At 62.9% G+C, this 13170-nt stretch carries 10 protein-coding genes; 1 reads left to right on the forward strand and 9 read right to left on the reverse strand.

Going from position 1 to position 13170, the window contains the following annotated elements; genetic code table 11:
* Positions 1-29: 29 nt before the first annotated feature.
* Genes WDB88_RS14840 through WDB88_RS14870 form a run of 7 tightly spaced genes read right to left on the reverse strand, consistent with a single transcriptional unit; the run spans position 30 to position 11149 of the window.
* Positions 30-278, reverse strand: a complete 249-nt coding sequence (locus tag WDB88_RS14840; RefSeq protein ID WP_330647127.1) for an acyl carrier protein — start codon at positions 276-278, stop codon at positions 30-32.
* Between the two features lie 21 nt (positions 279-299).
* A complete protein-coding gene (locus WDB88_RS14845) occupies positions 300-1316 on the reverse strand; it encodes a methyltransferase (protein ID WP_339109601.1) in 1017 nt (338 codons plus the stop codon).
* Between the two features lie 10 nt (positions 1317-1326).
* Positions 1327-3861 (reverse strand): aminotransferase class III-fold pyridoxal phosphate-dependent enzyme, encoded by a 2535-nt coding sequence (locus WDB88_RS14850; protein ID WP_330647125.1) that lies wholly within the window; start codon positions 3859-3861, stop codon positions 1327-1329.
* Positions 3862-3863: 2 nt separating this feature from the next.
* Positions 3864-6317, reverse strand: coding sequence for a hypothetical protein (locus WDB88_RS14855; protein ID WP_339109602.1), 2454 nt, complete (start codon positions 6315-6317; stop codon positions 3864-3866).
* A 40-nt stretch (positions 6318-6357) separates the two neighbouring features.
* Positions 6358-9057: a PEP/pyruvate-binding domain-containing protein gene (locus WDB88_RS14860; RefSeq protein WP_339109603.1), complete on the reverse strand. Its 2700-nt coding sequence runs from the start codon at positions 9055-9057 to the stop codon at positions 6358-6360.
* Positions 9038-10708, reverse strand: a complete 1671-nt coding sequence (locus tag WDB88_RS14865; protein ID WP_339109604.1) for an FAD-dependent oxidoreductase — start codon at positions 10706-10708, stop codon at positions 9038-9040. The genes WDB88_RS14860 and WDB88_RS14865 overlap by 20 nt, the downstream gene beginning before the upstream one ends.
* Before the next feature lie 3 nt (positions 10709-10711).
* Positions 10712-11149, reverse strand: a complete 438-nt coding sequence (locus WDB88_RS14870; protein ID WP_339109605.1) for a DUF6041 domain-containing protein — start codon at positions 11147-11149, stop codon at positions 10712-10714.
* Positions 11150-11459: 310 nt separating this feature from the next.
* Between WDB88_RS14870 and WDB88_RS14875 the strand changes: the two genes are divergently transcribed.
* Positions 11460-12071 carry an acyl-homoserine-lactone synthase gene (locus WDB88_RS14875; protein WP_330647120.1) on the forward strand — a complete coding sequence of 204 codons (612 nt, stop codon included), beginning with the start codon at positions 11460-11462 and terminating at the stop codon, positions 12069-12071.
* Between the two features lie 77 nt (positions 12072-12148).
* Here WDB88_RS14875 and WDB88_RS14880 read toward each other — a convergent pair whose 3' ends face one another.
* The gene (locus tag WDB88_RS14880) at positions 12149-12436 is read right to left on the reverse strand and encodes a DUF1330 domain-containing protein (RefSeq protein WP_339109606.1); all 288 of its coding nucleotides are present in this window, start codon (positions 12434-12436) and stop codon (positions 12149-12151) included.
* Between the two features lie 11 nt (positions 12437-12447).
* Positions 12448-13131, reverse strand: a complete 684-nt coding sequence (locus WDB88_RS14885; RefSeq protein ID WP_339109607.1) for a GntR family transcriptional regulator — start codon at positions 13129-13131, stop codon at positions 12448-12450.
* Positions 13132-13170: the final 39 nt, after the last annotated feature.

Below are 13170 nucleotides of genomic sequence, written 5' to 3' on the forward strand. Positions count from 1 at the left end.
TCTCCTGTTGGGGGCGTCCGCAGGACGTGTCAGGCCACGCCCGGTGTCATCAACTCGGTGGTCATGCGGGCAATCGCGCGGATATCGGCAAAGTTTTCCGGCACGATTTTCGTCAGCGGCACCTGAATGTCGAACTGCGCCTGAAGCAGCTCGATCAGGTCGAAGAAGGCGCTGGAATCGAGAATGTTCAGCTCCAGCAGCGGCGTGTCGGGCGTCAGCGCCTGATCTTGGCCAAGGCCGTAATTCTCTTCGATAATCTCAAGGATCTGTTGTTCCATAATCGGGTCCAGTCTTCAGGGTCAGGGTTTTTCGCCGATCAGCAGGACACGCGGTCCCGCCAGCGATGCGGCACGCACGTTCACAAAGCCCGCCGCGCGGAAACGTTCGAGATATTGCCCCGTCGTGCTTTCGATGCCGCCATCGCAGGAGACGAGCATATTGATCGACAACAGCGCGACAAAGGCGGGGCCGGACAGGTCATCATCAAGCGGTGTCTCGCTGGCGATGAAGGTGGCTTTGGGGGGCAGGGCTGCAAAGAGGTTGGACAGGATCGTGGCTTGGGTCTCGGCGCTGTAATCATGCAGCATCCAGCCCATATGCACGAGATCGGCCGAAATCTCGGGCAGGTTCCCCGTGATCACATCCCCTTCATACACCGCGATGCGCCCGTCCATGCCCGCCTGCGCCAGTTCCTTGCGCATATGGGTCGCAGCTTCGGGCAGATCGCAGACCGCGGCGTCAAGCTGCGGATTGGCCGCCAGCACCGCGCGGGGCAATGCGGCGCGCCCCGAGCCGATATCGAGGAAGCTGCGATAGGGGGTGAAGTCGAAGTCACGGGTGAAGCTTTCCACGAAAGGATCGGCCAGCACGCTGAGGAAGGCATGGAAATCCGCGACATCGGCAGGGTCCGAATACAGCATCTCGAACCATTTGCGCGGGTCGTTGAAGACCTTCTCGCGCTGGTTGCGGTTCTCGCGGATGCCAGCGGCGGCCTGTCCCCAGAGCGGGTAGAGGAATTTGGCCGCATGGCGGGCCAGCCCGCCCATATAGGCTGCGCCGTCCCGCAGCAGATAGGGGCGCAGATCGGCGGGCAGCGCGAAGCCCGCTTGGGTGCGGCTCAGAAAGCCCATCGTTGCCAGCGCGATCAGCAGTTGCTGGCCCGAACTTTCGGGCAGGGCGCAGGTGGCGCAGATCTCGCGGGCCTCGGCCCCGTCGCGGGCGGCCTCGAAAATGCCAAGCTCGTAGCCGCTGATCAGCGCCTGTGCGTTGAAAAATGACAACAGGGTGCCGCTGACATGGGCAAGGGGAGTGTCCATGAATTGGTCCTCAGTTCAGGAAGGTCGACATGTCGGCGCAGACGGCACGGAAGGCCTCGACGAAACGGTCGGCCTGATCCTGCGTCAGCGTCAGAGGGGGTTGCAGACGGATGACGGTGTTGGAATTCGCGGTGACGAAGGTGAGGATATTGTGATCCTGTGCCAGCTTGGTGACGAAGCGCATACAGAACATTTCCGACAGCGACCCTTCGAAGCGGCGCATCGCGTCCAGCAGGTTCTCGCGGACCTGATCGGGCAGGAAGCGCCATGTCATGTGCCAGTCGCCGGGCAGGCGGGTGGCAAATTCATGCGCCCCTGCCGAGACCGCCCCCGAGAAGTCGGCGGCAAAGGCCACCGCCAGCATCAGACCCTTGCCGCGGATCTCGCCGATAAAGGGGAATTCGGCGGTGGCTTCGGCCAGCTTGTGGCGCAGCGCCTCACCGACCCGATGGGCATTGTCCATCACCGTCCCGTCGGCCATCGCCTCCAGCGTGGCAAGCCCCGCAACTGCGGCCATATTGCCACCGCCAAAGGTGGAGCTATGCGCCACAAAGCGGTCACTGCTGCCATAGGCACGGTCCCATGTCTCCGCACGGCACAGCGTCGCGCCAATCGGCATCAGACCGCCCGAGAGCGATTTCGACAGGCACAGGATATCGGCATGGATGCCCTCCCACTGGCTGGCCAGAAAACGCCCCGTGCGCCCCATGCCGGTCTGCACCTCGTCAAGGATCAGCAGCACGCCATAGCGGTCACACAGCTGGCGGACGCCGCGCAGATAGCCCTCGGGCGGCACATGCACCCCGCCTTCGCCCAGGATCGGCTCGACGATGAACGCCGCGATATCGCCTTGCGACAGAACCGCTTCCAGCGCGTCCAGATCGCCGAAGGGCACAGAGACCGTGCCCGGCAGCAGCGGGCGGAACGGGCGCTGGTGTTTGTCGCGTCCGGTCACCGAAAGCGCGCCGAGGGTCTTGCCATGATAGCTGTTCTCGACATGGGCGATGATGTGGTGCGCGGAGGCGGCGCGCGCCAGTTTCAGCGCGGCCTCGATGGCCTCGGTGCCCGAATTCGAGAAGAACACCCGCTCCATCCGCCCGCCCACGGTCTGGCACAGCCGCTCGGCCAGCAGCGCCGTCTGTTTTGGGAACGAGACATATTGCACGAAATTGGGCTGCGATCCGGCCAGAAACGCCTGTAGCGAGGTCACCACGGCGGGCGGGTTATGCCCCAGATTGAGGCAGCCATAGCCCGCCACGAAATCCAGATAGTCCTGCCCCTCGGTATCGGTCAGCACCACGCCCTGCGCCGTCTCGAAGACGCGGTCGCAATGCAGGGTCTGCAGGAAATCGGCCAGATAGGGGTTGATATGGCGGCGGAAACGCTGCGCGGTATCATAATGGGTCTGGCTGTGGCGTTCGGGGAGGATCGGTTGCGCGGTCAGCCCGCTTTCCTTTGGGCGGTCGGTGCAGTGATAGCGGCGGAAGCTGGCAACGAAAGAGGGCTCGACGCGCTGGCCATAGGAGGCCAGCGGATCGGGGGCAAAGCCATGCCGCTGGGCGATCTCGCCAATCGCCAGCACCTTCTCGCTGTCCAGACTGCGCCCGATGGAATAGATCTCGGCGCGGCCTTCCAGAGCCAGCACCAGCGTTTCGGCCAGACAGGCATTGAGTTGCTGCTTGATGGTCAGGTTCAGGCTTTCGCCGCCGATCCGCACCTGATCGGAAGCGGTCACACAGCCGCCATCGATGATCAGGATATCCTCGCGCTGGGTGGCCACGCTTTCCTCGACATCGCGCGGCAGCGCCACATCGATCACGATCGAACCGGCGGCAAGGCGATGTGCGTCGATCACCCCGCCCGCCGATGTGGCGGCCACGAAAAAGCGGGTCTCGCCATAGAAAGCCGAGATATCGCCGCTCAGGCGCAGCTTGTGGTGCCAGCGTTCGGGCAGATGCGCGAGCAGATCCTCGGGTTTGGCCCCTTGGCGGTGGACCAGATCCAGTTCGACGCCTTCCTCCAGCAGCAACCGCGCAATCACCAGAGCGATAGAGCCGGGATAGCCCACGATGCAGACACGGTGATCGCTGGGGCGTAGCTGCATCCAGCGCATGACCTGTTGCAGCGCCCGATAGGCGGCATAAGCGGTCAGGGAATTGCCGCTGGTGACAGGAACGGGGCTGGCATTGGCGACCTCGATCCCGCGACGCCCGACGATAGAGGTGAACCCGCCCAGCCCCACCAGATCGGCCCCGTCAGCGGCCAGCGATTTTGTGCCTTGGATGACGCGGCGCAGGCTGCCTTGAGCGTCATGGATCATTTCCTGTGCGGTCAGCGGTAGATAGCGCACCTGACCCGAGGTCTCGGCCCCTGTCGCGCTGACGATGCGGTCGAAATTCATGAAGGGCACAAGGTTGTTATGCGACCAGAGATCGCGCGAATAGCCGCTGTGGAAATCCTGGCTGCTGCGCTGCACCAGATCGAGCATTTTCACATAGCGTTTCAAAGGGACAGAGGTCGGATGGGCGATGAAACCGAAGCGCATGGCTAGATCCTTTCTTCGGTATGGGCGCGGAGCGGGCGGTTGCGCCGTCCCGCCAGTTGGTCTTGCTGCCAGCCCGAAACATGGGCCAGAGACATGCCGTCGCCCTCGTTGTTATGGGCCAGATTGACGGTAAAGAGATTGATACGCCCGCGTTTGCGCAGATCATGGCGCAGGGCGTCGGGGTCGAATGTGTTGATGGCGCGGGTCACGACCTGATAGCCGCACATATCCTGCTGGCTGTCCTGCGTGCCCAGATTGAGCACCCGCATCTGCCGGGACGTGCGGTTGAACAGGATCCGCTCCTGATACGAATTGATGGCCGAGAGGCCGCTATTGGCCAGCACGAAAATGGTCACGCTCAGGTCGCGGCGCGCCCCGTTGGCAAGGGCGTTTTCCAGCAGGCTGGGCAGGATGTCGGGCACCAGAGCGCGTGCCCCGTCCCCGACAAAGACCAGCAGATCGGTGGCGGCGGTCTGCGCCAATGCGACCGTTGCGGTATAGGCATCGCCCATCAGCGCCCGCCCGTACCAGCCCGAAAAGCCCGCGCGGGTTCTGGGCAGGTTGCGGATGGCCGAGATGCCGCAGCGTCCCACATCGTAAAGCCCCGTGAAATCGTAGCCCTCGGCCTCGATCATATGGCGCAGGAGCGCGCCCAGCTGACCGAAGAAATAATTGGGTGTCATCGGCAGGACGGGCAGGCTGCTGGACAGGTCCTTCTCGCCCTCGCGGGCCAGTGCGATCGCGGCACGACGGCGGGCCAGCAGGGCGTCGGAGATATCCAGCCGCGCCAGAAGATAGGCAAGGGCGGCTTCGGGGTCGTGGCGGATCGCCAGATCGGCAAAGGGGGCGAGGTGGTCGCTGCGGCGGACGATCTGCGCGATCTGGAACTGCTGGCGCAGCTTGCTTTCACCGAAAGGCGTGGCCGCCTGCGAGATCTTGTCCTCCATGAAAATCAGCGCCTGCGTCTCGCGCGGGGCAATCCGGCCGCCGCGATACAGATAGCGGTAGACCGGATCGGAAAAGCCATAAACACCAAGCGTGCCGAGATAATTGGGGTTGGGACGCCCGTTGTGATGGCTGGCCACCATGCCCGGATGCAGGATGCTGTCGACCAGCGCGATGCCGCTTGCCTCGGCCAGCTCGGTCACAAGCTGGCGGCAGCGGGGCGGCAATGCGCCGGGCTGTAAAAGCAGGCGTTCGGCATCGCCATTGACCAGATCGACCAGATCATCCAGCGCGGCGGGCGGCGCGTGGCTTTGCGTCTGGTCCTGTGCGGGGACGGGAACGCAGGGGGCGGGAACGCGGGGGGTGGGCGGCGCGGCCATATTCATGACGGCCTGCGTGGCCAGGATGACCACCGGTCCGCGATCTGCGGCATAAAGCGCCATCGCCTGTTCCAGCCCCCGCGCCAGATCCTGCGGCTCGCTGATATAGACAAAGGGCACACCGCGCGCATGCAGCACGTCGCGACTGTCGAATTCGGGGTTGATGGTGGATTGGAACGCATACCACAGCGCCGGTTTCTGTTCGGCGCAGATCAGGAAACCGCGCGCGCGGGTCTCGTAGAGATTGGCAAAAGTTCCGCGGAATTCATCGATCATTCCCGAGGTGACGATGGTGACCGAGGGCTTTTCGTAAAGCTGCCAGTTGGCCATCGCCCCGCAGGCCAGAGAATGCTCGTTCGGGCCGCGCAGGACAGGCACGTTCTGCGCGGCGGCCTGATCCTCGAACGCTGTGATCAGGCTGGAGACCACAGAGCCGGTATAATATTGCAAGATCCAGTTCGACCCCGCCTGCTGTGCCAGAAACGCCGCAAGCGTCGATGCCATAAGGCTGGTGGGGCGTTTCTGGCTACCGGGACGGATCTTGCGATTGGCAAGGCTCAGTTCGTAGAAATCCATCCATAGCGACAGCAGATGGGCGCGCAGCACATCCATATCACCGGGCAGCAGGCAGCGGATGAAATTCATCGGGTGGATATGGTAATGCGGCATCTCCGCCGACTGGAACACGGCGGTCGAGGTCGGCGTCTGGAACGCCTGCAGGTTGCGCGCGCGCAGCCGGTCATAGAACCAGTTCAGATCATTCTCGATCTCGGCGGTCGAACGCCCTGCGTGATAGGGGTCGGAATAATCGATATAGGCCATGCCGATGTGATGCACGTTATCGCGCCGGTCACAGGCCTGAAGCCTGTCAAGCGCGCCCGACAGGCTTTGGGCATGCACGACATTCAGCGAAAGCCGGTTCTGATGCCCCGCAAGGGCGCGGATCGCGCGGGTCCGCGCCGTCTGGTAATGCGGTCCGGCCTCGGGCATGGCGTGGTCCAGCACGCTCCAGTCACTGTCCAGCGTGACCTCGTCGAACAATGTGTCGCGCAGGTCGGAAATCACCGAGGCACCGGCGTGGAACAGGTCTGCATTGCGCGTGACAACTATGACGCTGACGCAAATATCCATAATATCTTCCTTAGGGTCGAAGGGATGTCTGCTGGACCTGTCAGGCCGGAACGGTCAGGGGGAGATTGACGGGGGGCTGGAGGGGGCTGGCGGCGCTCTGGCGTTCGACCGAGATGATGCCACGGTCGCCATCGATCTCGACGATATCGCCGGTGCGGATCTGGGCTGTGGCCGTGCGGGTATTGACCACGGCCGGAATGCCGAATTCGCGCGCCACGATCGAGCTATGCGACAGCGCCGAACCGATATCGGTGATCACGCCGCTGGCCAGCGTGAACAGCGGCGTCCATGAGGCATCGGTAAAGCGGGCCACCAGAATCTCGCCCTTCTTGAAGCTTTGCGCCTGATGCGGCAGATCGGTGATCACGCGGGCGGTGCCCACGGTGATGCCGGGGCTTGCGCCCATGCCGTTCAGCTGCCCATCTTCCGCGATTTTCACGCTTTCGGCAGGTTGCGGGACATAGCCGCCTAGCAGGGCCATCGGCGGCTCTTCCGAGCGCAGGTTGATCAGGTTCTCGCGGCGGTTGGCCATGATCAGCGCCGGAGGGAAGGCCTCCTGCGCGGTTTTGCGGCCTGCCACGTAATCGCGGAACAGGGCAAAGTCGATATAGGGGAAATCGGACTGTTTGAGGATATTCTGCCGTTCCAGCCGACCCAGAACCTCGACGATGATCCGGCGATAGAACCATGTCTCGCAAATGAAGGCAGGGCGCACCGTCTCGCGCAGATCGGCCATTTTCGCATAGGTCTTGATAATGAAGCGCAGCTTCATCCGGTCCTTGCGCGACAGGCTGGCCATCAGCGCCTCGGTATCGGCCCCGCGCAGGGTCTCGCTCTGGGCCATGATGGCATCGACATCCACGGGGTTTTCCAGATAGAGCCGGATCACATCGAAGATATAACAGGGATCATCGGCCCAGCGGGGCAGGGTCAGCTCGAATTCCTGCCGCCCGCGCGAGCCGAATTCCTCCATGAACGCCTTGAACGCGCCGGTCAGAAAGGCGCGCCCCTCGGTGGTGCTGTCCAGCGCCCTGCCCAGATCGGCGCTGGGGGTGCGGCGGATCAGGTCGGCAAGGCCGGGCTGAGCGCGCACGGTTTCCGTAAGGGCCGCGATGCCGCGTGTGACCTCGATGGTGCGCAGATTGTTCAGCGAGGCCTTGATCCGGTTTTCCAGCCCCTTGCCCTGCGTTTTGAACAGTTTCTGGCAGGTCTCGGCCAGCGCATCATAAAGCGCGAAGCTCTGCAGGAAAAAGGGCATATAGGCCGCGCAGGCCGCGCGGAAGGCGATATCGATACGCTCCAGCTCGGCATTCAGTTCGGGCAGGCTCATCTGTGGCAGGTCCAGCGCCAGAGAGGCGGCGGTGCGGGCCTTGCGCTGTTGGACCATCGCCTGGGCGGTTTTGTCGGCCGTGCGCAGGTTATGCACCTGCTGGCGGGCCCAATGCCCGACCGCCCGCAGATATTCCAGCCCCTTGGGCGGCACGCCATAGGGGTTGGTATGGGCGCGCAGATCCACATCGTCGGTGGCGTAACGCTGGGTGAATTTACGCATGTCGCGGGTCGGCGGGCATTGCGTGAGCATGAAGGCCGAGGCGGAGATGTTCAGATAGACATGGCCGCGCACATACCCCATGAAGGTATGCGGTTCGAGAAGCTTGCGCAGGCCCATCGTTTTGACCGCCGGCCCGTGGATATGGTTCTGGTAGAAGCGGCAGAAGGACAGGCCCAGCGGCGACATCAGGCCGGTCACGATCTCGCCGGTATCCATCCGCGAGAACAGCGCGTTTTCACGGCGCTCGGGGTCGGTCTCGTCGCTATCGGCATAGACCTTCGTGTTCTGGTCCTGTGCCAGTGTGGTGATCGGGCGGGCCTGCAGGATCCAGAGCGTGTCCCCCTGTATGGCCCATTCGATATCGAGATCCAGCCCCGCATAGGCGGCAGAGCGCATAAGCCGGTCGGCCAGCCCCGCCAGTCTGCAGGCAGTGTCTTCCGACAGGGTCGGGCTGTCAATCTTGTGGGCGGGCGTCTCGACAAGGGCGATGCCGCCACTGCGCTGGGGCAGGGTGCTCATGGTCTTGGCGCGGATGGTATGCGAGAGCAGTGTCAGGCTGTCGCGGGCCACGATATAGCTGTCGGTGCTGACCTGACTGGAGACCAGGCCCTCGCCCACGCCCCACGCGGCTTCGATCCGCATGGTCTGGGCGTTATTGGCCATCGGGTCCTGCGTGAACAGCACACCCGCAATATCGGCATCCACCATATGCTGCACGACAACCGCAATCAGCGGCGCGCTGCTGTCTTCGGCGCGCTGTTTGGCATAGCTTTGTGCCGCGCCGTTGAAATAGGACGCCCAGCAGGCGCGCATGGCGGCGATGACCGCGTCGGCGCCGCGCAGGTTCAGGCAGGTCAGAAACTGCCCCGCATAGGAGCTTTGCGCGGAATCCTCGGCGGCGGCAGACGAGCGGACCGCCACCGGCCGGTCGCCCCAAGGCGCATAGGCCGCGCGGAGATCGGCTTCCAGATCGGCAGGAAGGGCCGCGGATGTGACCTTGCCCGCAATCTCGGGATCTTGCGGATCAAGCCGGTTGGCTTGCAGAAAATGCGTGAAGGCCTCGGTCGTGATACAGAAGGCCTCTGGCACCGGCAGACCCTCGGCCACCATCTTGTTCAGTGACAGGGCTTTGCCGCCAAGCAGGCTGCGCTGATCGGGGGCCCGTCCGTCAAGCTGGTGTATAAACATCTTGCGGTGTCTCCTTGTATACGCGGGTAGAGCCAGCGCGCTCGGCGCGTTGGGGGGGGATGGCAAGATGGGTGATCAGATACTGGGCGGCCTGACGTCCGGCCTCCATCGCGGATTCCAATGCGCCGACCCCGACGCTGTCCTGATTGGCGAATGTGATCGCGCCCAGAGGCTGGCTGGCCTGTTTGAACAGATCGCGTGCCACCTGACCGGGGCGGGGGGACACAAGCCCGCGTGGCCAGCGATGCAGCCAGACCATCTCCAGCAGGGTCTCTTCAACGCCGATGGCCCGCAGCGCGCGCCGGACCTCGGCCTCGGCGGCCTGCCGTAGCTGTGCGGGCGGGTCATTGGCCAGCCGTCCCTGATCGGCGCGCTGCGGCACGGGTTTCAGGAAGGTCAGGCCGCCGCGCTCGGTCTGCGCCCCGAAGGCCGACCAGCTGGCATTCACGATGCCCCCCGCCTGACAATAGCTGCCCGCTTGGGCGCGCGGGGCCGTGTCGCCAATGAAATAACCGCCGAAGGTCTCGGTCCAGATCGGCTGGGACAGCTCGGCATTGACGATAGCGTAATCCGAATATTCGATCTCGCGCATGGCCGAAAGCTGGCCGACCGGCAACCCCTGCACGATCTGCATCGCGACATCCTTGGGCGTGGCCACCACGACGCCGTCGAAGGCGAAGATGCGGTCCTGACCGCCTTCGTTGACGCAGAGGCTATAGCGGCGCTCGTTCTGCGAGACCTCCGACACGGCGGCCTCCAGATGCAGGGTGAAGCGCGGGGTCTGCGACAGATGCTCCAGCAGACGGCGGGCCACGGCGCCGTTGCCGCCACGACAGCTGAACAGGTCGCCGCGCAGATAGCCCACAAGGAAATGCAGGCCGACATAGGCCGAACAGTTGCTCAGCAACAGCCCCTCGACCGCCAGTGTCGTGGTGATGACCGTGCGGGTAAGCGCACCGATCTTTGCGGGCGGTTGCAGATGTCGGGGCAGCGCCTGCCGCGCGGCGGGATCGAAGAGGAACTGCTCTATGCTCAGACGGTCGAGCCGTTCCATATCCTCGCGCGAGATACCGCAGCTTTCCGTCCAGGGCAGGGCAGGGTAGCTGCCCCCGTCCGGCGCGAGGCGGTCCAGAAAAGTATAGAGATCATGGAAGATCGGATCCCCGAGTGACTTGTCCGCCTTGACCAGCGGCTGGTTCGTCAGGCTGGCAAGGCAGAGCTTGGCGGTCAGCCCCCAGAGCTTCGGGTCCAGAAGCGATCTGGGATGCTTGAGGCAGGCCAGAGTGATTGTCGGCAGGCTGCGGACCAAGGCCGAGGTGCGGAACAGCACCTGCATGGAGCGCGTCGTCGAGTGACAGCTGTCGCGCAGCCCGATCTCCCGCAGCAGGGTGTCCGTATCCGAACCCGGTGCCGGAAAGCGAAAGCACGAGCCCGCCGTCGGGAATTCCAGATGGCCATGCGTTTCCAGCCAGGCATTGCCGCCGGGGCTCGAGGCGGCCTCGTAAAGGGTCACCCGCGCGCCCGCCTTGATCAGCTCGTAGGCGGCCCGCAGCCCCGAAAGGCCCGCGCCGACCACGGCAATATGGGGAAGCCCCGGATCGACAAGGGGCAGGACCCGCGGGGCTGTGTCTGGAAATATGCGCCGGTCCACGATCTATTCCTTGATAAGCGAGGGGTGGGAGTGGGCACGGGGGGCCGCAAGCGCCCGCCACAGCACCAAGAGCGTGACCGCAAAGAAGGGCGCATCGACCAGTAGGATGGCGGGAATGGCACTAAAGAGAAATGTCACGAAACAGCTGAACAGGACGAGCTGGATCAGGCAGGCCACGACCAGATAGCGGTTGGTCAGGAAAGCCAGCCCCGTCAACCCGAGGGCCAGCCCCACAAGGGTTGTCACCAGCGCGACATGTGCGACGATAAAGGCGCTGAGCGGCCCGAGCAGGTTGGCGGCATTGGCAGCGGCCATCAGTTCGAGCGTGGCGGCAACATCCTCGACCTGCGGAAAGGCTTTGGCGATGCCAGCGGCCAGACATAATCCGCCAGAGATCCAGCGGGCATAATCGACAAGATCACGCGGTTTTTTCTGCCCCATAACGTCCTCAACCGTTACCACTACGTCGCCAAAGATCAACCTTAAGCTGAGTCGTCCGGCGGCGATTTCTGCGCCATGAAGGCGTAAAGTTTTGGTTAACAAAACCACCAAAATTGGTTATTTATCATTAAATCACGGATAACTAATAAAAATTATGGATGAGATATTTCGATATCGACTTCCGGTGGCGCAAGCTCTGCGAAGTGACGTAGTGACCTAAAGTTGTATCATGTCAGGTTATAAGCACTTTTCGGCTTTTGCGGCGCGACGACCTCGGACTGAACCCTCGTGTCAAACTGGAGCCGACCGAATGCGTACCGTTGTGATCAATGCTTTGAATCTGGGGAAATTCCACCGCTATTGGCTGGAGCATTTCCAGCTCCGCCGTCGCATTTTCGTGGAACGTCTCGAATGGGATCTGCCGGAGGACGGGGATCTGGAATTTGACAGCTTCGACACACCTGCCGCCCATTATGTGGTGGCGCTGGACGAGGATGACCATGTTTGCGCCCTGTCGCGTCTGGTGCCGACAACCTCGCCCTATATGATCGAGACGCTCTGGCCGGAATGGCCCGGACCGGCCTGTCCGAAATCCCCGAAGATCTGGGAAGCGACAAGGTTTGGCTGTTCTGCCGAGTTGAATGCCGCACAGCGCAAGGATGCGATCAGCTCGCTTTTCCGGACAATCTATGAATTCGGCCAGAACCGCGATCTAGACCATTTCCTGATGGTCATGCCGCAATTCATTTTCGAAAGACTGATCCGTCGCGCCGGATATGACGTGGATTATATCGGTGATGCGCGGAAATTCGACGGGGTGCCGACCCGATTGGGGCGCGTGAATATTGCGCAAGCGCAGATGCCGCACATGCCGGTCCTGCGCCCGGATTATCCGGCAACGCTGCTGCACCACAACGCCTGACAGGCATCGCGAAGTGCCATAATGCGAATTATGTAAACAAATTCACCTCAACCGTGAGTGGGCGCACGAACTTCAGCCTAGAGACCTTCTGTCAGGAAGATCTCGGCATGGCAGGCACCTGCACGCGCGGCGCGGGCCGCGCGGTATTCGGGCGAGTCATAACAGGCGCGCGCCGTGGCCATATCCGCGAATTCGATCACCACATGGCGCTCCCATTCGGGGCCTTCCACGCTGTGGGTGTGGCCACCCCGTGCCAGAAACACTGCGCCATATTTCCGGAACGCCGCCGGTGCCAGATCCTGATAGCCGGTATAGGCTTCGGGGTCTGTGACGGTGACGCGGGCGATCCAATAGGCTTTGGCCATGCGGTTTCTCCTCAAGTGCCGGATGTTTGGGCTAGCAGTTTCTGGGCGATGGCCGATGCATCGGTGACATGCTCTTCCACGGCGCGTCGCGCGGCCTGTGGATCATGGGCGGCGATGGCCTCGCAGATTTTGCGCATATGGCTTGGACCGGATGTCGCGCGGTCGTCGCTGGTGAGCGTCATGATCCGCAGTCGCGAGATACGGCTGTTGAGGCGGCTGACCACTTCCCATGCAATCGTGTGCCCCGCGCCTTCAAAGATCACCTCGTAAAATCGTGTGGTGGCTTTGAACAGGGCCGAGCTTTCCTTCTGGAGCGCGGCAGATTCCAGCTCCGCCAGTGCCTGCCGCAGGCGGCGTTCCTGCGCCGGTGTCATATTGCGCGCGCAGGCCTCGGCGGCGTCGGTTTCCAGCTTGCGACGGATGTCATAGATCTGGCGGGCATCATCCCATGTCATCCGCGCGACGATCGGGCCACGATTGGGCACATGCTCGACCAGTCCTTCCGCATCGAGATAGCGCAGGCTCTCGCGCACCACCGTCCGGCTGACGCCAAGCTGTTCGCACAGCACGCGCTCTATCAGCCGGTCTCCCGGTTTGAACACGTCGTTGATGATCGCGTCACGCAGCCGGTCCAGCACCACTTCGCGCAGGGTGACAGGCTGTTGGTCGATCTTATTCAGGCCAAGATTTGTCATGCCCCTTCGTAACAGAGCCACGGCGCAACGACAAGCTTG

This window comes from Thioclava sp. GXIMD4216, assembly GCF_037949285.1.
GTDB lineage: Bacteria > Pseudomonadota > Alphaproteobacteria > Rhodobacterales > Rhodobacteraceae > Thioclava > Thioclava litoralis.

Excerpts from the sequence above, each read along its gene's own strand:
- WDB88_RS14840 (WP_330647127.1), bottom strand. The coding sequence starts at position 278 with ATGGAACAACAGATCCTTGAGATTATCGAAGAGAATTACGGCCTTGGC.
- WDB88_RS14845 (WP_339109601.1), bottom strand. The coding sequence starts at position 1,316 with ATGGACACTCCCCTTGCCCATGTCAGCGGCACCCTGTTGTCATTTTTC.
- WDB88_RS14850 (WP_330647125.1), bottom strand. The coding sequence starts at position 3,861 with ATGCGCTTCGGTTTCATCGCCCATCCGACCTCTGTCCCTTTGAAACGC.
- WDB88_RS14855 (WP_339109602.1), bottom strand. The coding sequence starts at position 6,317 with ATGGATATTTGCGTCAGCGTCATAGTTGTCACGCGCAATGCAGACCTG.
- WDB88_RS14860 (WP_339109603.1), bottom strand. The coding sequence starts at position 9,057 with ATGTTTATACACCAGCTTGACGGACGGGCCCCCGATCAGCGCAGCCTG.
- WDB88_RS14870 (WP_339109605.1), bottom strand. The coding sequence starts at position 11,149 with ATGGGGCAGAAAAAACCGCGTGATCTTGTCGATTATGCCCGCTGGATC.
- WDB88_RS14875 (WP_330647120.1), top strand. The coding sequence starts at position 11,460 with ATGCGTACCGTTGTGATCAATGCTTTGAATCTGGGGAAATTCCACCGC.
- WDB88_RS14880 (WP_339109606.1), bottom strand. The coding sequence starts at position 12,436 with ATGGCCAAAGCCTATTGGATCGCCCGCGTCACCGTCACAGACCCCGAA.
- WDB88_RS14885 (WP_339109607.1), bottom strand. The coding sequence starts at position 13,131 with ATGACAAATCTTGGCCTGAATAAGATCGACCAACAGCCTGTCACCCTG.